This window comes from Ciceribacter thiooxidans, from assembly GCF_014126615.1.
In the GTDB taxonomy this organism is placed as follows: domain Bacteria; phylum Pseudomonadota; class Alphaproteobacteria; order Rhizobiales; family Rhizobiaceae; genus Allorhizobium; species Allorhizobium thiooxidans.
On the sequence record NZ_CP059897.1, the window covers coordinates 564,715 to 587,259 of the forward strand.

Annotated in this window: 21 protein-coding genes and 1 pseudogene; 7 read left to right on the top strand and 15 right to left on the bottom strand. The window is 63.0% G+C overall.

Annotated features, from left to right (window positions below):
- Window positions 1–2: 2 nt before the first annotated feature.
- From H4I97_RS20590 to H4I97_RS20630, 9 genes are all read right to left on the bottom strand, one after another.
- Window positions 3–1,541: a F0F1 ATP synthase subunit alpha gene (locus H4I97_RS20590; RefSeq protein WP_182308859.1), complete on the bottom strand. Its 1,539-nt coding sequence runs from the start codon at window positions 1,539–1,541 to the stop codon at window positions 3–5.
- The gene (locus H4I97_RS20595) at window positions 1,538–2,269 is read right to left on the bottom strand and encodes a F0F1 ATP synthase subunit delta (RefSeq protein WP_182308861.1); all 732 of its coding nucleotides are present in this window, start codon (window positions 2,267–2,269) and stop codon (window positions 1,538–1,540) included. The genes H4I97_RS20590 and H4I97_RS20595 overlap by 4 nt, the downstream gene beginning before the upstream one ends.
- 13 nt (window positions 2,270–2,282) lie before the next feature.
- Window positions 2,283–2,528, bottom strand: coding sequence for a F0F1 ATP synthase subunit C (locus H4I97_RS20600; RefSeq protein ID WP_114364070.1), 246 nt, complete (start codon window positions 2,526–2,528; stop codon window positions 2,283–2,285).
- Window positions 2,525–3,223 (bottom strand): F0F1 ATP synthase subunit A, encoded by a 699-nt coding sequence (locus H4I97_RS20605; RefSeq protein ID WP_182308863.1) that lies wholly within the window; start codon window positions 3,221–3,223, stop codon window positions 2,525–2,527. The genes H4I97_RS20600 and H4I97_RS20605 overlap by 4 nt, the downstream gene beginning before the upstream one ends.
- Window positions 3,220–3,516: an N-ATPase subunit AtpR gene (locus H4I97_RS20610; RefSeq protein ID WP_182308865.1), complete on the bottom strand. Its 297-nt coding sequence runs from the start codon at window positions 3,514–3,516 to the stop codon at window positions 3,220–3,222. Before H4I97_RS20610 ends, H4I97_RS20605 begins: the two co-directional genes overlap by 4 nt.
- Window positions 3,513–3,800: an AtpZ/AtpI family protein gene (locus tag H4I97_RS20615; protein ID WP_182308867.1), complete on the bottom strand. Its 288-nt coding sequence runs from the start codon at window positions 3,798–3,800 to the stop codon at window positions 3,513–3,515. The genes H4I97_RS20610 and H4I97_RS20615 overlap by 4 nt, the downstream gene beginning before the upstream one ends.
- Window positions 3,797–4,249, bottom strand: a complete 453-nt coding sequence (locus tag H4I97_RS20620; protein ID WP_182308869.1) for a F0F1 ATP synthase subunit epsilon — start codon at window positions 4,247–4,249, stop codon at window positions 3,797–3,799. The genes H4I97_RS20615 and H4I97_RS20620 overlap by 4 nt, the downstream gene beginning before the upstream one ends.
- Window positions 4,246–5,679: a F0F1 ATP synthase subunit beta gene (gene atpD / locus H4I97_RS20625; protein WP_182308871.1), complete on the bottom strand. Its 1,434-nt coding sequence runs from the start codon at window positions 5,677–5,679 to the stop codon at window positions 4,246–4,248. The genes H4I97_RS20620 and atpD overlap by 4 nt, the downstream gene beginning before the upstream one ends.
- Before the next feature lie 213 nt (window positions 5,680–5,892).
- On the bottom strand, window positions 5,893–6,387 hold the full coding sequence (locus H4I97_RS20630) for an Lrp/AsnC family transcriptional regulator (protein WP_182308874.1): 495 nt from the start codon (window positions 6,385–6,387) through the stop codon (window positions 5,893–5,895).
- Between the two features lie 112 nt (window positions 6,388–6,499).
- Between H4I97_RS20630 and H4I97_RS20635 the strand changes: the two genes are divergently transcribed.
- From H4I97_RS20635 to H4I97_RS24630, 3 genes and pseudogenes are all read left to right on the top strand, one after another.
- The gene (locus H4I97_RS20635; protein WP_182308875.1) at window positions 6,500–9,946 is read left to right on the top strand and encodes an indolepyruvate ferredoxin oxidoreductase family protein; all 3,447 of its coding nucleotides are present in this window, start codon (window positions 6,500–6,502) and stop codon (window positions 9,944–9,946) included.
- A 166-nt stretch (window positions 9,947–10,112) separates the two neighbouring features.
- Window positions 10,113–10,976: a PaaX family transcriptional regulator C-terminal domain-containing protein gene (locus H4I97_RS20640; protein ID WP_182308876.1), complete on the top strand. Its 864-nt coding sequence runs from the start codon at window positions 10,113–10,115 to the stop codon at window positions 10,974–10,976.
- A gap of 49 nt (window positions 10,977–11,025) precedes the next feature.
- Window positions 11,026–11,127: pseudogene (locus H4I97_RS24630) on the top strand (nucleotidyltransferase); the annotation flags it as partial.
- Between the two features lie 220 nt (window positions 11,128–11,347).
- On the opposite strand, the gene H4I97_RS20645 reads toward H4I97_RS24630, so the two are convergent.
- On the bottom strand, window positions 11,348–11,731 hold the full coding sequence (locus H4I97_RS20645; RefSeq protein ID WP_182308877.1) for a MerR family transcriptional regulator: 384 nt from the start codon (window positions 11,729–11,731) through the stop codon (window positions 11,348–11,350).
- A 73-nt stretch (window positions 11,732–11,804) separates the two neighbouring features.
- Here H4I97_RS20645 and H4I97_RS20650 point away from each other — a divergent pair, with 73 nt between their 5' ends.
- Window positions 11,805–12,593, top strand: coding sequence for a MauE/DoxX family redox-associated membrane protein (locus H4I97_RS20650; RefSeq protein ID WP_182308878.1), 789 nt, complete (start codon window positions 11,805–11,807; stop codon window positions 12,591–12,593).
- Between the two features lie 523 nt (window positions 12,594–13,116).
- Here H4I97_RS20650 and H4I97_RS20655 read toward each other — a convergent pair.
- Complete coding sequence (locus tag H4I97_RS20655; protein WP_182308879.1) at window positions 13,117–13,989, bottom strand: AraC family transcriptional regulator; 873 nt, start codon at window positions 13,987–13,989, stop codon at window positions 13,117–13,119.
- Between the two features lie 132 nt (window positions 13,990–14,121).
- Here H4I97_RS20655 and H4I97_RS20660 point away from each other — a divergent pair, with 132 nt between their 5' ends.
- Entirely contained in the window at window positions 14,122–14,865 is a 744-nt protein-coding gene (locus tag H4I97_RS20660; RefSeq protein WP_182308880.1) for an SDR family NAD(P)-dependent oxidoreductase, read from the top strand.
- Between the two features lie 34 nt (window positions 14,866–14,899).
- The gene (locus H4I97_RS20665; protein ID WP_182308881.1) at window positions 14,900–15,250 is read left to right on the top strand and encodes a nuclear transport factor 2 family protein; all 351 of its coding nucleotides are present in this window, start codon (window positions 14,900–14,902) and stop codon (window positions 15,248–15,250) included.
- 62 nt (window positions 15,251–15,312) lie between these two features.
- On the opposite strand, the gene H4I97_RS20670 is transcribed toward H4I97_RS20665, so the two are convergent.
- Window positions 15,313–16,323, bottom strand: a complete 1,011-nt coding sequence (locus H4I97_RS20670) for a zinc-dependent alcohol dehydrogenase family protein (RefSeq protein WP_182308882.1) — start codon at window positions 16,321–16,323, stop codon at window positions 15,313–15,315.
- A 98-nt stretch (window positions 16,324–16,421) separates the two neighbouring features.
- On the opposite strand from H4I97_RS20670, the gene H4I97_RS20675 reads away from it, so the two are divergent.
- Window positions 16,422–17,291, top strand: a complete 870-nt coding sequence (locus H4I97_RS20675) for a LysR family transcriptional regulator (protein WP_182308883.1) — start codon at window positions 16,422–16,424, stop codon at window positions 17,289–17,291.
- Between the two features lie 184 nt (window positions 17,292–17,475).
- Here H4I97_RS20675 and H4I97_RS20680 read toward each other — a convergent pair whose 3' ends face one another.
- The 3 genes from H4I97_RS20680 to H4I97_RS20690 all read right to left on the bottom strand — a co-directional run bounded on the left by H4I97_RS20680 (window position 17,476) and on the right by H4I97_RS20690 (window position 22,530).
- Entirely contained in the window at window positions 17,476–19,278 is a 1,803-nt protein-coding gene (locus H4I97_RS20680) for an NAD(P)/FAD-dependent oxidoreductase (protein ID WP_182308884.1), read from the bottom strand.
- 122 nt (window positions 19,279–19,400) lie between these two features.
- Window positions 19,401–20,474 (bottom strand): 2,3-butanediol dehydrogenase, encoded by a 1,074-nt coding sequence (locus H4I97_RS20685; protein ID WP_182308885.1) that lies wholly within the window; start codon window positions 20,472–20,474, stop codon window positions 19,401–19,403.
- Window positions 20,475–20,625: 151 nt separating this feature from the next.
- The gene (locus H4I97_RS20690) at window positions 20,626–22,530 is read right to left on the bottom strand and encodes a sigma-54-dependent Fis family transcriptional regulator (protein WP_182308886.1); all 1,905 of its coding nucleotides are present in this window, start codon (window positions 22,528–22,530) and stop codon (window positions 20,626–20,628) included.
- Window positions 22,531–22,545: the final 15 nt, after the last annotated feature.

Consider the following 22,545-nt stretch of genomic DNA (forward strand, 5'->3'; position numbering starts at 1 on the left):
GTTCACGACCCCGCGTCTGCCGCAGTGGAGGCGAGCTCCGCTGCAAGCCTCGCGACCACCGCCACGAGATCGGCGAGCTGACTCTCGTCGAGCCGCTTGCCTTCTGCGATAGCCGCTGTCGCGGATGTCGGGTTTGCGTCGAGGAAAGCGGCGAGGCGTGAGCGCAGCTTCGCCAGGTCTTCCGGCGAAAGCGAGTCGAGCGTCCCGGCGTTCAGGGCGGCAAGCAGGGCGATCTGGTCGATTATCCGCAAGGTTGCGAAGCGCTGCTGCGAGAGCAGGGCGCGGATGTGCCTCCCACGCGACATCTGCGCCTTGACGCGCTTGTCGGAAATGCCGCCGAAGCGGGTGAACATTTCGAGCTCTTGGAACTGCGAATACTGCAGGCGAACCTCGCCGGATACCTGTCGCAGGGCCGGATGCTGCGCCTTGCCGCCGACGCGGCTGACGCTGAGGCCGACGTCGACGGCCGGCCTTTGATCGGCGGTGAAAAGGTGCGAATTGAGGACAATCTGTCCGTCCGTGATCGAGATCAGGTTCGTCGGAATATAGGCCGACAGATTGCCGGCGTCCGTTTCGGCGATCGGCAATGCCGTGAGAGATCCCCCTCCGTGCTTGGCCGAGAGCTTCGCCGCGCGCTCCAGGAGGCGCGCATGCAAGTAGAAGACGTCGCCGGGATAGGCCTCCCGACCCGGCGGTTCGCGCGTCAAGAGCGCCAGTTCGCGATGGGTTGCGGCATGCTTGCTGAGATCATCGATCACAATCAGTGCATGCTCACCCCGGTCCCGGAAATATTCCGCCATGGTGAAGCCGGCGAACGGCGCAATCCACTGCAGTCCCGGCGAAGCCGCGGCGGACGCGACCACGAAGATGCACCGGTCCATGGCGCCATGATGACGGACGGATTCAATGACGCGCTCGACGGCGGTCGCCCGCTGTCCGACGGCCACATAGACGCAGATGATGTCGGCGTCCTTCTGGTTGACAATCGTGTCGACAGCGATCGAGGTCTTTCCCGTCGCCCGGTCGCCGATGATCAGTTCGCGTTGGCCACGGCCGAGGGCGAACAGTGCGTCGACAACGAGAATGCCGGTCTCGACGGGGTGCGATACGAGGTCGCGATCGATAATGGCCGGCGCAGGTCTTTCAATGGGCTCCTCTGTCTCTGCGGCAACGGGCGGTCCTCCGTCGAGTGGCCGGCCGAGGGGGTCGACGATCCGGCCGAGCAACGCGCGTCCGACAGGAACCCGCACGACTTCGCCGGTGCCGCGAACACGGGAGCCGGACCGGATCGCCACTCCGTCATCGAGTAGGACGGCGCTGATGGTGTCCTCGTCCAGCGTAAGCGCAAAGCCGGTGCGCCCGCCTTCGAAGAGCAGCAATTCGTTCAGGCGGACGTCAGGCAGGCCGGAAACGGCCGCGACATTGTCGGCGACATGCTCGACCCGGCCCACAGCCTCGGCGGAAGGACCAAGCTGCAACTGCCCGATCTCGGCGCTGCTGTCAGCGAACCAGTTCGATGTCTCCTTCCTGTTCTCCGTCATTCGTGCGCCAGCTCCCGGGCTATGCGGTCGAGATCGCCGCGAAAACTGTTGCGCACTAGGGCATGCGGCGTGTCGATCTCCAGACCGGCGATGAGATCGGTGTCGCAAATGACGGTGAGGTCTACCGGACGGCCGAGTGCGCTCGAGAGCCTGGCGTGCAGGGTCTCGTCTTCGCCGGTGGTCAGGGGTCGTGCGGTCTTGAGGGTCAGCGGCGTGCCCTTGCCGATGTCGGATCGACTCTCTTCGGGCAGGGCGACGATGGCGTCGACGAGGCCGTCGATGAAGCCGGAGACCTTTGCCTCGTCCGGGAGGCGGGTGAAGAGCTTGCGGGCGATCTCGACGGCGAGCGCCTTTGCGCGCTCGGCATCGGCAGCCGCGGCCTCTAGGCGCTTCCGGTCGATTTCGGTGGCGGCGGTGTGTCTCAGCGTCTCGGCATCGTCACGCGCCTGCGCAAGGAGCTTCGCCTTCGCCGCCTCGGCGTCGGCGGCCGCAGCTTTCAGAGCTTCTCCCCGGCTCTGGGCGATCCGTTGCACCTCCTCGGCAGCCTTCTGCCGCTCCGTCTCGGCGTCGGCGCGCGCCTGTTCTGCCAGGCTCATCACGCTTGCGGCCTCGGCGCGCCTCGCCTCGATGATCGCGGTGACGGGCTTCAGCAGGAAGCGCTGCAGGAGCCAGACGAGGATCAGGACGTTTATGGCTTGCAGCCCAAGTGTCCACCAGTCGATGTGCATGTCGGGGCGCCCCTCAGGCGGCGTAGGGATTGGCGAACAGCACGAGCAGCGCGATGACGAGGCAGTAGATCGCCATGGTCTCGATCATCGCCAGGCCAACGAACAGGGTGCGGGAAAGGGTCCCGGCCGCCTCCGGCTGGCGGGCGATGGCGTCCATGGCGGCAGCCACGGCACGCCCCTCCGCAAGTGCCGGGCCGATCGCGCCGAAGGAAACGGCGAGTGCTGCGGCGATGATGCTGACGATTCCGATGACGTTCATAGGCTTTTTTCCTCCTTCAGGGATGAGGATGGGGGCCGGCGCTCCCCGACGGCGGCGCCGATGAAGACGGTTGTGAGAACCGCGAAGATGTAGGCTTGTACCGCGCCGGTCAGCAGATCGAGTGCCATCAGCGGGATCGGCACGATGAGGCCCGCGAGCGACAGCACGATGCCGATGACGAAAACGCCGCTCATGATGTTGCCGAAGAGGCGCACGATCAGCGAGAACGTCCGGGTGATCTGCTCGACGACATTGAGCGGGATCATCACCCAGCTCGGTTCGGCGAAGGTCTTGAGATAGCCAACGATCCCCCGTGCGCCGATCCCGTAGCCGATGGTCGCTGCGAGAACGATAAGTGCGAGTGCGGCATCGGTCTCGATATGCGCCGTCGGGGGCTCGATGCCCGGAACCAGTGACGACCAGTTGGCGACCAGCACGTAGAGGAACAGGGTGCCGATCAGGGGACGGTAGGGGCGGGGATCGACCTGCATCGTATCTCGAATCTGGCCATCGATCGCCTCAACCAGGATTTCGAGCGCCGCCTGCATCCGTGACGGCTTTACGGAAAGCCTGCGCGTGGCGAAGAAGAACAGCAGGCCGAGTGCCGCCATGATCGCCCAGGTAACGACGACCGGCTGGGTCAGGGGCACCGGCCCGACGAAGAACAGCGGTTCGAGAACGAGTGGCGACTTCATGACATGCTCCTCACTCGCCTGAGGATCACGCCCCGGCCGATCACGACGCCGGCCGCAGCACTCAGGAGTGCGGTGGCTCCGAGGCGAGAAATGCCGAAGAGTGCCACCGCCAGGACGGCGAAACGCGCTGCCTGGAGCAAGAAGGCGCGTGCGACGTCCCCGGAAGCGAAGAAGCGCGTATTCCAGCCGAGGAGGCCGAAATGGGCGAGGCCGAGGAGGCCGCCGAGCGTCAGACCCAATGCCGCCTTGAGAAGAAACGTACCGTCGAGAGCGGAGAGAAACATGTCGATCATTGGCGATGCATCCATTTCCAGGCGGAGCGGAAACCGAGCGCCGCCCCGATCATGATCAGCGGTGCGGAGAAGAAGACGCCCGTCGAAAAGGTTCGGTCGAGCCAGCGACCGAGAATGAGTGCAAGCAGGGTCGGCACGACGATGCTCCAGCCGAGGATCCCGATCTGGCCGAGCCGCGTCCCGAGCGACGGTTCCGGATCCTCGGCCCCCAGCTGCTGCCGCTGGGCGGCCCGACGGGCAGCGTCGGCGAGCCGTTCGTCGCGAGGTTCGTGCGGCGATGTCATGGCGCCTCCTCTCGGGAGGGGTTGAACCTGTTGGCGCTGCCCGCGTCGGCGCCGAGAAGCCGTGCGAGCTGGCGAACCGCGTTGGCGTGCAGGCGCATGTGTTGGACGCGCGATTGGCGGCCGGTATCGACAAGCGCCGAGCGCATCGCCTCCACTTCCGCCTCCAAGCGCGAAAGATCATCACCGACTGTGGCCCGACGGCAAGCAATACGCACCTCGCGGCCGCCGGAGATTGTAAACACGCCGCCGCTCTGCGCGCAGTAATGCATGCGCTGCTCGTGATCCTGCCACCGCACGACAGAGGCCGGCAGGACCGTCAGCAGATCCGCATGACCGGTCAGAATGCCGAAACTGCCGCTTTCGTCCTCGGCGCGCACGGATCTGACGGCGTCGAGATCAACAAGGACGGTCGCGGGCGTGCTGATCACGAGGTGGAGGCCTGTGCTCATTTGCCGGCTTCTCCGCTCGTCCTGCGAACCGCCATTTCCTTCTCCTGTGCTTCCGCAAGCGTGCCGACCATGTAGAGCGAACTCTCCTGCCAGTCGTCGCAGGCGCCGGACAGGATGGCGCGGCAGCCGTCGATCGTGTCGGTGATTGCCACCGAACGACCGGGGACCCCGGTGAAGCCTTCCGTCACCGCGAATGGCTGTGTGAGGAAGCGCTGAAGCCGGCGCGCGCGCTCGACGATGCGGCGATCTTCGCTGCCGAGCTCCTCCACGCCCAGCAGCGAGATGACGTCCTGCAGTTCGCGATAATGCTCGATCGTCTTGCGGACCTCCATGGCGATGTCCGCGTGGTCTTTTCCGACGACCATGGGGTCGAGAAGGATCGAGGAAGACGCGATCGGGTCGACCGCGGGATAGATGCCTTCCGCGGCCATGTCGCGCGAAAGCACGACCATGCTGTCGACATGGGTGGCAATCGTCGTGACGGCGGGATCGGTGAAGTCGTCGGCGGGAACATAGACGGCTTCGATCGCGGTTATGGAGGCGTCGCCGACGGAGGCGATCCTCTCCTGCAGGGCCGCGACCTCGCTTGCCAGCGTCGGTTGGTAGCCGACACGGGAGGGCAGTCGGCCGAGGAGGCCTGAAACCTCGGCACCCGCCTGGACGAAACGGAAAACGTTGTCCATCAGGAGCAACACGTTCTGGTGCCGCTCGTCACGGAAGTATTCCGCGATCGTGAGAGCCGTCATCGGCACGCGCCAGCGCGCGCCTGGCGGTTCGTTCATCTGGCCGTAGACGAGTGCGGTGCGCGCGAGGACGCCCGAACTCGTCATGTCGAGCAACATCTCGTGGCCTTCGCGCGACCGTTCTCCGACCCCGGCGAAGACGGAAATCCCTTTGTAACTCTCCACCATCGCGTGGATGAGTTCCATGACCAGCACTGTCTTGCCGACGCCTGCTCCGCCGAACATTGCGGCCTTGCCGCCGCGAGCGAGCGGCGTCAGCAGGTCGATGACCTTGATGCCGGTCGCAAATATCTCAGAGGCGCCCGCCTGCCGGGCGAGTTCAGGCGGTGGACGATGGATCGGCCGGTGCGGCGTCCCATCCGGCAACGCCTCACCCTCGTCGCCGGTCTTGCCTGTCACGTCGAGGAGCCGGCCCAGAACCGCCTCACCGACCGGAACGGCAATCGGCTGGCCGGTTCCGACGACAGGATCTCCCCGCCGCAAACCGGTGGTCGCCTGCAGGGCGATGGCGCGCACGGTCTCGGTATCGAGATGGGCCTGAACCTCAGCGGTTACGGTCCTGGTCGCGCTGTCGGTGATGACAAGGGCGTCTTCGATCGCAGGCAACAGGCCGTCCGGGAAGGCGACATCGATCACCGCACCGCGAATGGCAATTACCCTGCCGTCGATGGTCGAGCCGTTGGTCATGCTGCTTCCGTCGTTCTTGACAGTCTTCGCAGAAGAACACGCGTTCGGGGCGCTGACTTTGACCTCGGTCAATTTTCAGGTCGTCCCTTCCCGCGAAGTAGACAGCCGCTCGATGGCGGTGGCAAGACCAAATGGTGCGTCACCCGACCACGGCAGTACGGCGCCAGGGCAGAGGCCGTGATGCGCGATATCTGGACGACGTTTTGCTGGGGATTATCGCAGCCGGCGCGGTATGATCTCGCTTGCGATCTGGGATGTCTCCTTGATCTTTGTCATCACGACGGTCGAGTCCGTCTGGGCGATGAAGCCCAGCTGGATCATGCCCTCCTGGAGAAAGTCAAAATGGCTTCTCATGTCGGCTGCAACCACCTTCAGGGTGTAGTCGTGTGCACCCGTACCCACATAGCACTCCAGAACCTGTGGTGAATTCCGGACGAACTCGGCAAAAGCTGCCGTCGTTTCCGGCGTATGTCGATCAAGGCGAACGTTGACCAGGATCGTCTCGCGCAGGCCCAGCTTCTCCGCGTCCACCGTCACGCGAAAACCACTGATCACGCCTGCATCTTCCATCGCGCGAATGCGGCGCCAGACCGATGACGGTGAACTGCTGACCCGGTGGGCGATGTCCTGACTCGACAACCGGGCGTCGTCCTGCAACGCGTCCAGTATCTTTCGGTCGAGTTCTGAAAGTTCGAATGAACGATCCATCCTGCCGCAGCTTTCTGAAATGGATGTTTCATATTCACCGAAAAGCTATGCAATTCTGGTCGGATTTGTCAAACCGCAAGTCTTAGGCTCTTCACAAATGGAGGAGGAGCCCATGAACGTTGCCGATCCGCCGCCGCCAATGAGGACGATCGACAGGGACTACCGGCTGGAAGATTGCCTTGATGGGCTGGACGTCTTCCTGACCGGAACACAGGCACTTGTCCGCTTGCCGCTCGAGCAGGCGCGTCTCGACAGGGCGGCCGGGCTCAACACAGCGGGCTTCATCACTGGTTATCGTGGTTCGCCTTTGGCCGCGTACGACAGTGCGCTGATATCTGCCCGTAAGAGGTTGGCGGAAGCGGGGGTCACGTTCAAACCCGCCGTGAACGAAGATCTCGCCGCGACCGCTCTCTTCGGCACGCAGGAAGTTTCCAGCGATCCCCAGAGGACCAGGGACGGCGTCTTCGGCATTTGGTACGGCAAGGGCCCGGGCGTCGACAGGGCAGGTGATGCGCTGAAACACGGGAATGCCTTCGGAGCATCCGAAAAGGGCGGTGTTTTGGCACTTCTCGGTGATGACCACGGATGCGTCTCTTCCAGCATGCCGCATCAATCGGACCATGCACTTGCGAGCTTCATGATGCCGGTCATTCATCCGGCTATGGTTGGCGACTACATTCCATTCGGCCTGTTCGGTCTCGCGGCGTCGCGTTTCTCGGGCGCCTGGGTGGGCATGAAGACCATTTCCGAGATACTGGAAAGCGGCGCGACGGTGACGGTGGATCGTGACGTCTCCTTCAATGTGCCGACGGACTACCGGTTTCCGCCCGGTGGACTTGGCTATGATCCATCGAAATGTTTCGGCCCGGTCATGGAGGGGCGCATGCTCGCGCGGCTGGACGCTTTCCGCGCCTTCGCCAAGGCCAACCCGATCGACCGGCACGCATTTGGCGCTCGGGAGCCGGAGCTCGCGATCATCGCAGCCGGCAAGGCCTTCCTCGATGTTACCGACGCGCTCGCAAGGCTCGGCATATCCGAGGGCGACGCCATCCGTCTCAGCCTTGGCGTCTATAAGGTCGGGCTGGTTTGGCCGATAGAGCCTTCGGGCTTCTCTGCCTTCCTGGTAAAGGCCAGGAAGGTCCTGGTCGTGGAGGAAAAGCGCGATCTCGTGGAGACCCAGCTGCGAGGCCTTCTGTTCGGACGACAGAAACTACCGGAAATGATGGGAAAACGGGACGCGTCTGGCGGCGCCCTGCTTCCGGAGACAGGGGAATTGCGTCCCGCCCTGGTCGCAGAGGCGGTGATGAAGGCCTTCGGACCCGATGTTCGGACCTCCAGGGGCACGGGAACGGGATTGGCGGTGGTGCAGCTGCCGGAATTTCTCGTCGGCAAGCGGACACCGTTCTTCTGTTCCGGCTGTCCTCACAACCGTTCGACCAAGGTCCCGCAAGGAGCGGAGGCTTTTGCGGGGATCGGTTGCCATTTCATGGCAAACTGGATGCCGCGCAACACCACGGGCCTCGTCCAGATGGGCGGCGAAGGCGTGAACTGGATCGGCCGGAGTCCCTATACCGGCCGAAAGCATATGTTTCAGAATCTCGGAGACGGAACCTACTTTCATTCCGGCCTTCTGGCGGTCCGCGCAGCGGTCGCCGCTGACGTCAACATCACCTACAAGATCCTCTACAACGACGCGGTGGCAATGACCGGTGGCCAGCCGATCGACGGGAGCTTGTGCGTCGACGACATCGTCATGCAGCTGCGCGCCGAGGGCGTTCGCCGCATCGCCGTCGTGTCTGAAAATCCCACCCGCTTCGGGACGACCATCAGGGGCATGTCGGGGGTTACCCTCAACCCGCGTGATGACCTGATGGTCATCCAGAACGAACTGCAACTGATCGAGGGCGTCACCGCCCTCATCTATGACCAGGGCTGTGCGGCCGAGAAGCGCCGCAAGAGAAAGCGCAAGGTGATCGCCGATCCGCCCAAGCGTGTCTTCATCAACGAAGCGGTGTGCGAGGGATGCGGCGATTGTTCCGCCAAAGCGAACTGCGTCTCGATCGTACCGCTCAAGACCGCCTGGGGTGTCAAACGGCAGATCGACCAGTCCTCCTGCAACAAGGATTTCTCCTGTGCCGATGGCTTTTGCCCCAGCTTCGTGACCGTTTCCGGCGTGGAACTGCAGAATACCGGAGACGGCGAGCGCCGGAAGGCATTGCTGGCGCGTGCCGCGCATCTGCCCATTCCGGCCGTTCCCGAAACCGGCGAGATCCTGGTTGCAGGAATTGGCGGCACCGGGGTCGTGACGATCGGCGCGGTGCTGGCGATGGCCGCGCACGTGGAGGGCAAGGGCAGCACGGTTCTCGATTTCATGGGCTTTGCACAGAAGGGCGGTGCGGTCATCAGCCATCTGAAGATAACCGGCAAGCGAACGCAAAGCCGCCCCGCCAGGATCGAACAGGGTGACGCCGACGCCTTGATTGCATGCGACATGGTCGTCGCCACCATGCCCGAGGTCTTTGCCGCGCTCTCTGCAGACGGCACGCGTGCTGTCGTCAACACGAACGTCGCGCCGACGGGAGACTTCGTGACCCGCGGCATTTCGGAGTTCGAGGAGGACCAGCGTCTGAAGACCTTGCGAGGACGATCCCGCGCGCTTCACGAGGTGAACGCAAGTGAGCTCGCGGTGACGCTCTTCGGCGACAGCGTTTACGCCAATATGCTGTTGGCGGGCCATGCCTGGCAGAAGGGGCTATTGGCTGTCTCCCTGGAAGCCGTGGAGCGCGCGATCGAACTCAACGGCCGGTCCGTGAGTGCCAATCTCGATGCCTTCAGGCTCGGTCGTCTGGGTGCCGAGAGACCGGAGGTCTTCGAGGCGCAACAGCGTGGTTCGGACCCGAAGGCGGAGAGCCTCGACGAACTCGTTTCTTCGCGCTCCGCATTTCTCACCGAGTACCAGGGTGACGCCTATGCCGCCGATTTTGCGGCCTTCGTCGAGAAGGTTCGCCGGGCGGAGGCGCCGCTCGGGTCGGACGAACTTGCCCGCACCGTCGCCGGCAATCTTTCTCGCCTGATGGCCTACAAGGACGAATACGAGGTCGCGAGGCTGCATCTGGAAAGCCCGATGCTTGCCGGCTTCGGGGGCAGATTTGCAGCCGGTGCGAAGGTCCGGTTTCACATGGCTCCGCCACTCCTATCGTTCATCCGAACGGCGGACGGGAAGCCGCGCAAGATCGCGATCCCAGGGCGGATTGCTTTGCCCGTGCTGAGGCTGTTGCGCCTCATGCGGCCCTTGCGCGGAACGGTGTGGGACCCCTTCGGATTCACGCGGGAGCGACGCGAGGAACGTCGGCTGGTCTGCGAGTACAGGGATCTGGTGGAAAGCCTGTTGCCCGGGCTCTCCCGGTCGGCTCACCGGGATGCCATCGGGATCGCCGGCCTTGCCGACATGATCCGCGGTTTCGGTCATGTGAAGGCTGCTGCGATCGACCGGTACCACCGTGAGCTTCGCGCCATGTCCGAGCGGCCCCGAGCCAGCGCGCCGGGCAAGGCGGCCTGACCAAAGAAGCCTGACCGGTTTCGCCCTTCGTGCGGCCCCTTCGCGTGCCGACAGGGGGAGATTTGACATTCACGGACGACATGCCTACCGATGCGGCCGGAGCTTGGGCCGAGGCGGGAATTCCAACAAAGCCGAAGCCGACATTGGGAGGTGGAATTCCTCGGTGATGCGGGTAACCGATACGCTTTCGGACATTCAGGCGGGTCTTGCTGTACGGGCTCCGGCGATGATCGTCACGATTTACGGTGACATTGTCGTGCCGCGCGGCGGTGTGCTGTGGATGGGCACGCTGGTGGAGATCTGTGCGGGCCTCGGTATCAGCGAAACTTTGGTGCGGACCGCAGTTTCACGTCTGGTCGCCGCCGGCCAATTGGTGGGCGAGCGCCACGGGCGTCGGTCCTATTATGGCCTGGCACCGGGTGCCAGAACCGAATTCGCCGCGGCAGCGAGGCTGCTTTACGGACCACAGTCTTCTGCGTGTGGCTTCTTGATCCACCACGCCCCCGGTGTCGATGACGAGACCGTCCGTCGCGCCGGGCTCGGACGGATGGGGCCGGACCTTTATTTGCGTCCCGACCGTCCGGAGAACGTGCCCGTTCCCGGGCTTGCCTTCCGCGCCGAGGTGGTGAAGGAGGCGGCCCTCCTTTCCGGCTACGTAGCGACGCTGTGGGACCTGCAATCCTTTGCGGACGCCTACAGGGCGGTCATCGACCTCTTTTCGCCGCTGGCGGCGGCTTTGCACGAAGGCGAGGTCCCGCGTCCCGCCGATGCGGTCAGTGCGCGGCTCTTGCTGGTTCAGGCCTACCGTGCGGTGCTCCTGCGCGATCCGCGTCTGCCAAGCAATGCGCTACCCGCAGATTGGCCCGGCATCGCGGCGCGTCGGCTCTTCAGTGGACTCTACCGGAAAATCTCGCCGTTGGCGGATGAGTACATCGGAACGCATTTCGAAGGGCGTGATGGTTCTCTGCCGACCCGAACGGATGAAGTCATCGCCCGGCTTCAGTCCTTGGCCCGTGACACGGACATCTAAGCTCGACTTTGTGCAAACTCGATCATGATCTCGGGTTCTGCCGCGCGTCTTTGCCGCCTACTGGAACAAGGCAGCCGACCGGCTGATGCGGGATCCGGCGATCAGTACGCCGGTCAGCTTCATCGTTCATTCGCGCAGGGAGGTGAATACCAGACCGGTGAACATGAGGGGAGAGCTGCAGCATCGACCGCCGCCCGATGGCGAAAGCGATCATTGCACGGACGGCGTCGCTTCTCGGCGTACAGCCACGACTAAGACTTGAGGCCGCGCCGCAACTCCTTGCCAATTATTGAATTCTGGAATCACCCTGTTGGCTGCGAGATCACTATAGGCGTTGCGCATGGACGCTCAGGCTAGCGAATGGAAGGCGTTTATAGTCCGAAGGACTTGAGGATAGGGCAGGGGCCGCTTTTTCCGGATGAGCATTCTGCCACCAGGCGCTCGAGTGCCTCACGGGTACGGTTGAGTTCCAAAATCCGGGCATTAAGGGCGGCAAGCCGGATCGTTGCGGCCTCACGCACCCGCGCCCTGTCGTCACCAGCATCGAGTTCGAGGAGCTCTCGTATCTCCTCCAGCGTGAAGCCCGCAGTCTGGGCCTGCCGGATGAACTGAAGTTGCCTTAAATCCTCGCTGCCATATCGCCTGCCGCCTTCGAGGCGCTTGGGTGTCTTGAGGAGACCCTTACGTTGGTAGAACCTGACGGTTTCGACGCCTACTCCGCCTGCGGCTGCAAATTTCCCGATTGTCATATCCATGGGGCTTGACTCCGTACCATGGTACGGAACGTATGGTCTTGCCAACTGTTTCACAAGCTGAAGGAGACGTGAAATGTTGGATAGAGTGACCCCCCCGACCACAGCAACGAGAGCCGTCCTCTACCGGATGGTCACTGCGGAGCATACCTGCCCCTATGGCCTGAAGGCCAAAGATCTGCTCAAACGGTCAGGATACGAGGTAGATGACCGCCACCTGACAACCCGAGCGCAAACGGACGCGTTCAAGGAAGAGCACGGCGTTAAGACGACACCTCAAGTGTTCATCGACGGTGCCCGCGTCGGCGGCTATGATGATCTGCGGCGTTACTTTGGAAAGCCCGTGGCTGACCCGAAGGCAACCACTTACCGCCCCGTCATCGTGCTGTTTGCGATGACTGCACTGATGGCCATGGGGGGCAGCTACGCCGTCTTGGGCACGCCATTTACCGTCCGGGCCTTGGAGTGGTTCATCGCCTTCTCGATGGTAGTCCTGGCCATGCTCAAGCTGCAAAATGTCGAGTCCTTTGCCACGATGTTCTTGAACTACGACTTGCTCGCCAAGCGCTGGGTCCCCTACAGCTACATCTATCCCTATGCCGAAGGGCTGGCGGGCGTTCTGATGGTGGCCGGTATCGCGAACTGGCTCTCGATCCCGGTTGCGCTGTTCATCGGCAGCGTCGGTACCATCTCGGTCTTCAAGGCGGTCTACATCGACAAGCGTGAACTAAAATGCGCCTGCGTTGGTGGCTCGAGCAACGTGCCCCTCGGGTTCATCTCCCTGACCGAGAACTTGATGATGATCGCCATGGCAGTGTGGATGGCCTTGGCATCGTCAGGGATGATGCTTGGGCATCAGATGTAAGCTGCACGACAACGGCGTCTAGTCAGGAAGCCGGTGAAAATGTCTCCGGCTTCCAATGCGTCACAGTAATAGTCTGGAATTCGTGGCGGCCGTTGAGACTTAGAAATCGTATGTCCGCTTCCATTGTCGAACCGAAAGGAGCGGACTGTTGCTTCCCGGCTCCTTGTCGGGGATCGGAAGGGACCAACTGCTTGATCCGCCGAGCTTGCCGGCGGCTGCGCACGCGAAGCACGTAGCGGGCCGTCGGTTCTGATCCCACCAAGACAAAAAATAGACAAGGGCGCCAGCTTGAATTCAAGGTGGTGTACAGCCTCTGTTGATGCAAATCGCATGACCCGTTTAGCAGTCCAGTTATACGGGTTGCCGTTGTAGGCATCACCAACATATCCGTCGGCAACAGTTGCAACGGCCAAGTCTCCCGGTCCTGCTCGACGATCAAGGGATACCGGTGAGTTGGAACGTCATCTGGCAGGCCGCACGAATGCTATGACCCTTGGAAATCGAGGTTACGAAAGCGCCACCTTTAGCCACGCAATACCCTGGCATCCAAGGAGGGCGGACGCCCGAACTGGCGCGCATACTCACGGCTGAACTGGTTGGGGCTCTCATAGCCGACCCTGAAGGCGATGGTCGTGGCGTTGCCTTCGCCTGAAATCAGCAGGGAACGCGCATGCAGCAGGCGGACATGCTTGTGATACTGTAGCGGGCTGAACGCAGTCACGGCTTTGAAGTGACGATGGAAGGCGGAGACGCTCAGCGCCGCCATGTCGGCTAGTGTTTCAACTCGCAATGGCCGCGCGAAATTCTCCCTTATCCAGCGGATCGCGAGATCGATTCCTGCGAACGGGGTTTCCGGCGTGGCGATGTCGCGCAGCATAGACCCGAGAGGCCCTTGCAGCACACGGAGCAGGATTTCGCGCTCATAGAGCGGCGCAAACAGCGCAATCTCCTCCGGTCGCTCGGTCAGACGCATCATGCGAACCCACGCGTCCAGCAGATCGTCTGAAACTGGCGCAACCGAGAAGCCAGTGTTGGCGGCATGGAGCCTGCCATGTTTGGGCAAGTCGGCCAAGAGTGCCGCGAGGATTGCCGGCTCCAGCGACAGGCTGACCGCAAGATATGGATCGCCATCATCCGAAGCGCTGACCGTGCCCACCGCCGGCAGATCGACGGACATGACGAAATAGGTCGCCGGATCGTAACGCAAAGTGCGATCACCAATCGTCATCGTCTTCGACCCGGCAAGGACCAGGTTGATCATCGGTTCATAGACCGTGGCCAGCCGGTGCTCGGGGATTTCGCCCTTGACCATCGCGACGCGGGGAATGCCGGTCTCCGTGCGCCGATTTTCCGCCCGCGACGCCAGTCGCCGCAGTTCAAGAAGCCTGTTTTCCATGCAGCTCATCCTCTCAGAGGGACCTGGAATACGCAACGATCAAGCAGGAATAGGCAAGTTTCGACGAGGATCGTGAATGCGCGCCTTGCGTCGTCAGTGCTATCGGACGCCCATCAGATCAACGGAGCAGCTATGCCTATCGTCATCATCACCGGTGGAAGTCGTGGAATCGGAGCGAGCGCGGCGCTCGCATGCGCCGAGCGCGGAATGGGTGTCGTGCTGACATTCAACGCCAATCCTGGAGCGGCTGAAAAGGTTGTCGAGCGCATTCGGCAACAGGGCGGTCGAGCGACGGCCGTAAAGCTCGATGTTGCGGACAATGCATCCTTTCCCGCATTTCGCGACGACGTCGCTCGTCAGCTTGAAAGAGTCTGGAATACGGACCGCTTCGACTTCCTCGTTAACAATGCGGGTTTCGGGCAGTTCAATCCGATCGTCTCCGTCACCGAGGATGAGTTCGATGCGCTTTATCGCGTGCATCTGAAGGGACCCTTCTTCCTCACCCAGATCCTTCTGCCGCTGATGGCGGATGGCGGCCATATCGTCAACATCGGCAGCGCAACGACGCGCGTGGCTACATCCGGGGTTGCTCCCTACGCCGCCTTCAAGGGCGGCCTGGAGGTGCTGTCTCGCTACATGGCCAAGGAGTTCGGGGATCGACGCATCCGCGCCAATTCGATCGCTCCCGGCGCGATCCGCACGGATTTGGGCGGCGGCCTGAACGAAGAGTTCGAGGCCCTGCTGGCCGGGCAGACGGCGCTCGGCCGCATCGGCGAGCCTGACGATGTCGGCGCAATGATCGCCAGCCTGCTGGGCGACGACAATCGCTGGATCAATGCGCAGAACATCGAAGTGTCAGGCGGATACATCGTCTGATTCCTGAAAGAGCTCTGGGAAAAGGGAAATTGCCATGACATCAACGACAACCGACGCCTTGCGCAAGGCAGCCAATGCGCTGATTGCTGCGCTGAATGCCTTCGACACGCCAGGTGTTCAGGCGTTGTTCACCTCCGATGCAGTGATCGATGATCCCTCGACGGGACGCAGTTTCGAAGGCCATGCCGGGATTGGCGATTATGTCGAGCGATACTTCAAGGGCTATCACACGGTGACGCGCTTTCTGTCGATCGACGATCTCGGCGATAGCAGAGCCCGTCTCCGCGTGGATTTCACAGGCGATTTCGGCCAAGAGACCGGTGTACTCGTCACCAAGGCGAATGCCGACGGGCTGTTTGTCCGCATCGATGCAGATCTCGAATAGGTGACGGGAGAGCCGGCGCCAAATTTCGTGCGGGCCGGCCGTCTCCCTTACCTTCTGCCGTATCAGGCTGGGTCTGCGATGGAGACGACGATCTTGCCGGCGGCGCTGCGATCGGCGAGAGCCGCATGGGCCTCCGTGACCGCATCGATCCCGAAGGTTCGAGGATCGAGCCGCGGAACGAGCTTGCCGGCCTCGACCAGCGCCGCGGCTTCCCGCAGAATATCACCATAACGTTCACGGCCGATGCCGTTGAGGAGCGGCGCCAGGGTGAAGACGCCGGAATAGGTGCCGGCCTTGAAGGAAAGCGGCGCCAATGCATGCGTGCCCCAGCCAAGGCAGCTGACGACATGGCCGAAGCGCTTGACGGCCTGGAACGAGGCGTCGAGGACTGCGCCGCCGCCGGTATCGTAGACGAGGTCGAAGCCTTCGCCGCCCGTGTGACGCGCCACATAATCCTCGAGCTTTTCCGTCGCATAGTCGATGGGCGTCGCCCCCATGGAGCGGATGAAGTCGGCCTTGTGCACGCTGTCGGTGGCGAACACCTTGGCGCCCAGCGCGACGCCAATCTGGACGGCGACATGGCCGACGCCGCCACCGCCGCCCTGGACGAGCAGGGTCTGGCCGGGTTTGACGTGCGCCCGGTCGATGAGCCCTTCCCATGCGGTAATGGTGACGAGCGGCAGTGCTGCCGCCTCGCGCATGGTCAGGTTGGCGGGCTTCAACGCAAGAAGTCTGGCATCGACCGATGCGTATTCCGCCAGTGTCCCCTGGATGCCGCCGACACCGCCGGTCATGCCGTAAACAGCGTCGCCGGGATGAAAGGCCGTGACATCGGGTGCCACCGCCTCGACCACGCCGGCCAGGTCTATGCCCAGAACGGCTGGCAGCGGATGCCGGGCGTGAGCTGCGGCGCCGGCCCGGATCTTGGTATCGAGCGGATTGACGCCGCTGGCATGGATGCGAACGAGAACCTCGCCGAGGTTTGGCGCGGGACGGGCGACCTCGGCAAGGCGGAACGCGCCATCATTGGTTTCGACGAGGGCGGCTTTCATGGTTTGTGTGTTGCGGGTCATAGCGATCTCCTTGTTGCCGAGGCGAATATGCGCTAAATAAAAATGCATGCCGATCATAAGTATTGCACGACGTTCATGCAAATTTGTTTGGAGGCCCCTTGCACGACCTCGAATGGAGCGACCTACCGATCTTTCTCGCCATCGCCCGGGAAGGCACATTGGGGGCTGCCGCCCGACGCCTGAAGCAGACCCAGCCGACCATGGGGCGGCGCCTGCGCGCGCTTGAACGTGCGGCGGGCGCAAACCTTTTCCAGCGCACGAGCGACGGCTTCGTCCTGACCGACGAGGGACAGGCGCTCTATGCTCATGCCCTGCGCATGGAGGAGGAGGCCCATGCGATACAGCGTGAGCTTGCGGGCAGCGTCAAAGGCCTCGACGGGCTTTTGCGCCTCTCCTGTTCCGACTGGTTCGGCACGACCGTGCTGAGCCCGGTGCTGGCGGAGTTCAGCAGGCTCCATCCCAACGTGACGGTGGAACTGCTGACCGATCCGCGTCTCTACAGCCTGTCGCGTCGTGAGGCCGATCTCGTCATGCGTATCGCGCCGTTTGACGAGCCGGAGGTGATTGCCCGCAAGCTGGTGACCATTTCCTACGGGCTCTATGCCGCGCCGGGCCATGCAACACCGACCCTTGGCGATGGCGAGGGGTGTCCGCTGATCCTGATGGACACGGCCTTTGGCGGCATGCCTGATGTGAGCTGGGTGACGCAGGCGCTGCCGAAGGCCAAGGTGGTCTGCCGCAGCAACAATCGCGAGGTGCAGGCGCGGCTCTGCGCGCTGGGGGCCGGTTTTGCCGTGCTGCCACGGCCGCTCGCGAAGGCCACGCCGGGAATCCGCATGGTGGATCTCGGCGTGGACCCGCCATCGCGCGAGACCTGGATCGGCTATCACAGGGACCTGAAACGCCTGCCGCGCCTTCGCGCACTGCTCGACCTCATCCTTGAGCGGATCGCGCTCGCTCCGGTCTGACAGGCGAGTTCCTCCCGTTGCGGATGGAGCATCCGGGCCTCAGTTTGGCAACCTGTTGCCTCTCGGAATGGGTACGGCCGCAGATGACCGAAGGTCATAACGACATCGAGGATTATTGCCAGACGGACCGCACACTCCGCCGACACCCATTGAGGGCGCCGGCGTGGCCGGCGCCGTCTGAGCCCTAGGACAGGTGATGCGGCTTCGTCATCCCGTAGACAGGCGTATCGATGCCGACCTGACGGGCCTTGAGCTGAAGCGAGAGATATTGCGAATAGTGGCGCGACTGGTGCAGGTTGCCGCCGTGGAACCACAGCGCTTCCTGCTGCGTCGGCTTCCACATGTTGCGCTGCTCGCCTTCCCAGGGACCGGGGTCCTTGGTCGTATTGGAGCCGAGGCCCCAGCATTTGCCGACCTTGTCGGCCACCTCGCGCGAGATGAGATCGGCCGCCCAGCCGTTCATCGATCCGTAGCCGGTGGCGTAGACCACGAGATCGGCGGGAAGCTCCGTGCCGTCCTTCAGCACGACAGCATTTTCGGTGAGGTGCGACACGTCCGAACCCGACTTCAGCTTGATCGACCCGTCGATGACGAGATCGCAGGCCCCGACATCGATGTAGTAGCCCGACCCGCGCCGCAGGTATTTCATGAAGAGTCCAGAGTCGTCGTCGCCGAAATCCAGCATGAAGCCGGCCTTTTCGAGTGCCTTGTAGAACTCCGCATCCTTTTTCCGGATCTGGTTGTAGATCGGGATCTGGAACTCATGCATGATCCGGTAGGGCAGAGAGGCGAAGATGAGGTCAGCCTTTCTTGTTGTCATGCCGCCTTGGACAGCGCGCTCCGAATAGAGATCGCCCAGCCCTATTTCCATCAGTGAGTCCGATTTCACGATGTGGGTCGACGAACGCTGCACCATCGTCACATCCGCACCGGCTTCCCACAGCGCCGCGCATATATCGTGCGCCGAGTTGTTGGAGCCGATGACGACGACTTGTCTGCCGGCATAGGCGTCCGGACCCGGATGCTGCGACGAATGCTGCTGCTCGCCCTTGAAGATGTCCTGACCGGGGATTTTGGGGACATTGGCCTTGCCGGACATGCCGGTCGCCAGCACCAGCTGCTTCGGCTTGAGTACCACGTCCTGGCCGGCGCGGTCGACCACGACGGTCCATTCACCGGTCGTCTCGTCAAACTGCGCCGACTTGCAGGTCGTGGAGCCCCAATAATTCAGCTCCATGACCTTGGTGTACATTTCCAGCCAGTCGCCCACCTTGTCCTTCGGTGTGAAAACGGGCCAGTTTTCCGGGAAGGGAATGTAGGGCAGGTGGTCGTACCAGACGGGATCGTGCAGGCAGAGCGACTTGTAGCGCTTGCGCCAGCTGTCGCCGGGCCTTTCGTTCTTCTCGATGATGATGGTCGGAACGCCGAGCTGGCGCAGTCGCGCGCCGAGCGCGATACCGCCCTGGCCGCCGCCGATGATGACGACATAGGGCTGGGTCGAGTAACCGAGTTCGGCGGCCTCCGTCTCGCGCTTTTCCTTCCAGGTCCTGCGGTTGCGATCGTGGCCGTGTTCGGCTCCCATGGGCCGGCGGAAGCCCTTCGGCTCCTCGTATCCCTTCAGTTCCGTCATGGTGGTGAGCAGCGTCCAGATCAGCCCGTCCTTCAGGCGGATATGGCCGTGGCCGCGCGCGACGCCGGTTTCGAATTCGAACCAGCCGTCTGTGACGCCACCGGCTTCGGAAGCGGCCTCCTTCGTGTCCTGCGTGAAGTTGGACGGTTTGGTCGCGGCAAGCTGGCTTTTCAGCATGTCGCGCACCTGCTCGTGACCTTCCATGGTCTTCAGGTTCCAGGTTAAGGTCACGAGGTCGCGCCAGTAGCATTCGGCCTGAAACAGATTGACGGCGGCGTCGATGTCGCCGCTGGCGAGCGCGTCGCCAAGCTTGGCAAGGATCGTGTCGATTTTGGTTCCGGGGCTGATATCAAGCATGGATTTCTCCTCCGTAAATGCTTGGTGGTGGTCTTGGGACGCCCGCGACGGGCGCTCCGGAAAGCCTTGGCCGTTCCCTCCTGCCGGGCTCCTCTCCCGGTGCAGGCGATGGCGGCGAAGGCCTATTTCGAAAGATCGATCAGGATTTTCAGCTGCGTGCCGGCCGGATCGAGCAGGATGTCGAAACCTTCCTTCACGGCGGTGTCGAGCGTGATGCGCTTGGTGACGATCTTGGTGGCCGGCAGAAGGCCCGAGGCGATCAGGCGGATGACGCGCGGCCAGTAATGCGTCGGATAGGCCCAGGAGCCCTTGATCTCGAGATCGCGGAAGGTGACCTGGAACCAGTCGATCGGGTTCTCATGCGGATGCAGACCGGTCTGCACCACGACGCCCTGCTTGCGTGCGGCATCGACGCAGGCCTTCAGCGCATGCTCGTTGCCCACGCATTCGATGGCGACGTCGCAGCCGACATTGCCTTCCGTCAGCGAACGGACGACATCGCCGACATTGTCGCGCTTCGGGTTGATCGTGATGACATCCGGCACGACGCTTTTCGCCAGTTCGAGCCGGGCGTCGTTGAGGTCGGAGACGAAGAGCTGAGCGGCACCAGCTGCCCGTGCGGCCAGAAGCGTCAGCATACCGATCGGGCCCGCGCCGGTGACGAGAACGCTGTTGCCGGCCGTCACGCCGCCGCGGTCGCAGGCATAGACCGCAACCGCAGTCGGCTCGACAAGTGCCGCTTCCTCATCCGTCATCTCGTCAGGGATTTTCTGGACATTGTATTCGTTGACGAGGGCTGCTTCCGCCATGCCGCCGCCATCCCAGCTCAGACCTACGAGGGCGAGCTGCGTGCTGAGATGGAAAAGGCCGCGATCGGCGAAATAGTCGCCCTTTCTCGGCATGACGAGCGGCTGGATCGACACGCGGTCGCCAACCTTGACCGAGGTCACGCCTTCCCCAACGGCTTCGACGACACCGCCGAATTCGTGGCCGAGAACTTGGGGGCCGTGGGCGCCCGTGTAAGGATGAGGCTCGGTCGGAATGAAGATCGGGCCATAGCTATATTCGTGTAGATCCGTTCCGCAGATGCCGACGAAGCGGTTGCGGACGAGAACCTGGCCCGGGCCCGGCCGTTTCGGCTCGGCAACGTCCTCAAGCCGCAAATCCTTGGCTGCATGAAATCGGAGCGCGCGCATGTTTCCTCCCTTGGCTGCTTGCGATGCCAGAAGGGGAGCAATGCCCGTGCCAGGGAGAGGCCTTTTCAGTTCGGCCTGAAATTATAGAGCTTTTCATGGCGGGCAGCGGGTGCGCCGCCACAGCTGTGGCACAACAGGTGTTGTGAACGCCTCAATGCGGCCGGTCTATGCCCAGGCGTCTCATGCGGCGATGCATCGTCGTGCGATCGATGCCGAGGCGCCGCGCAGCTTCGGATACATTGCCTTTGCAGGCGGCAAGGACTGCCCTCAGGTCGGCGGCGTCTTTCCCGTCCGCGTCATTCGTGTCTTCGGCCGCGTTCCCGGAAAGGCGTGTCACATGATCCGGCAGGTCGGCGGTTTCGATGACGCCTTCGTCGCAAAGGGCGGCGGCGAAGGCAATTGCATTGTCCAGCTCGCGAACATTGCCGGGCCAGCGATAGCTGAGGATCATCAGCCTCGCGGCGGTCGAGATCCGAAGGGGCAGGCCCTCCTTCGCGTGCTTTTCGAGAAGGCGATCGAGAAGCCAGGGCAGGTCATCGCGCTCCGCCAGTGGCGGCAATGATAGTACCGCCGCATTGAGACGGTAATAGAGGTCTTCGCGGAAGGTGCCGGCGGCGACCATGTCGGCTAGTGACCGGTGCGAGGCAGAAACGACGCGGAATTCGACCTTTCGGGGTGCCGAACCGCCCACAGGCAGGACTTCGCCTTCGGCCAAAACCCGCAGCAACCGGCTTTGACCCGCATAGGGCATGTCGCCGATCTCGTCGAGGAACAGTGTTCCGCCGTCGGCTTCCTCAATCAGGCCCTTGCGGCCCTTGGCAAGCGCGCCGGTAAAGGCGCCCGGTGCATAGCCGAAGAGTTCGCTCTCGATAAGTTGTTCCGGGATTGCGGCACAGTTGACGGCCACGAAGCGACCGGACAGGCCGCTCACCTCGTGAACGATGCGGGCGAGATGTTCCTTGCCTGTGCCTGTCTCGCCTTGCAGCAGGATCGGCAGTCGGCTGGGTGCGAGCTTGGTCACCTTGCGCCGGAGGTTATCGATCGCCGGGACGCTGCCGCCGAGCCGGCTGATCGCCAAGGGCCCGCCGGACGAGCGGGCAAGCGGCACGCTCGCCGTGCGCTGCTGCGGCTCGATCGCATGGGCAAAGAGCAGCGATCCGTCGCGCACCGCGATCCGCCGGTCCTGCGGCAGGCTGGCGCGAGTTAGCGAGGAGAGCTCGTCGAGCCCGGCCAAGAAGAAGTCGGTGACCGGCTGCCCGATCAGAAGCTCGGGCATGCGCCAGTCGAGCCCGCGTGATGCGGCAAGAAGCCGGGCACCGCCATGGGTCATGCCGGTGATGCGCCCCGCGCCGTCGACGGAGATCGCGGCTTCGGGGTCGACGTCGAGGAATTCCGGCGCGCCGGCAAAGCGCAGTACCAAATCGTGGCGACTGTTCGCCATGAGGTTTGCAAGCTCGATGCGCCGCACGGTCGACGAGACGAGATGGCGTGCCATGTTCTGGCTTGTCTTCAGGATAGGCGAACTCAGGAGGGAAATGTCGAGAACGGCCGCCAGCGACCCTTGGGTATCGTAGATCGGTGCGGCGGTGCAGGAGAGTGGCGTGTGGGTAATGTCGAAATGGTCTGTCTGATGGATGGTAAGCGCCTCGCCGGTGGCGATGCAGGCCCCGACTGCACAGGTGCCGGCACGCGGCTCCGACCATTCCGAGCCGAGATAGAGCCCCGCTTTGCGCAGGTTGTTGTTGAAGGAGGGATCGCCAAGAAATTCCACGGTGACGCCCTGCCGGTCGGATAGGAGAAGAACATAGTTCTGCTGGGCGACCTGGCGGTAGAGCCGTTCGAGGCCGGAGCGGGCGATGCGCACCAAGTCCTCCGCCTGTTGGCGATGCTCGCGCAGCCGAGTCTGCGAGACGATGACCGCCTCGCGCGCCTGCGCCGGATCGAGCTGGTAGGTTTCCAGGCACCGCCGCCAGGATTCCACGACAATGGCGTCGCGGCCCGTATTGCTGCCCTTTCCGACACGCTCGATTTCCCTCACGTGATCCGCAAAACCCATCAGTCACCGGCTCTC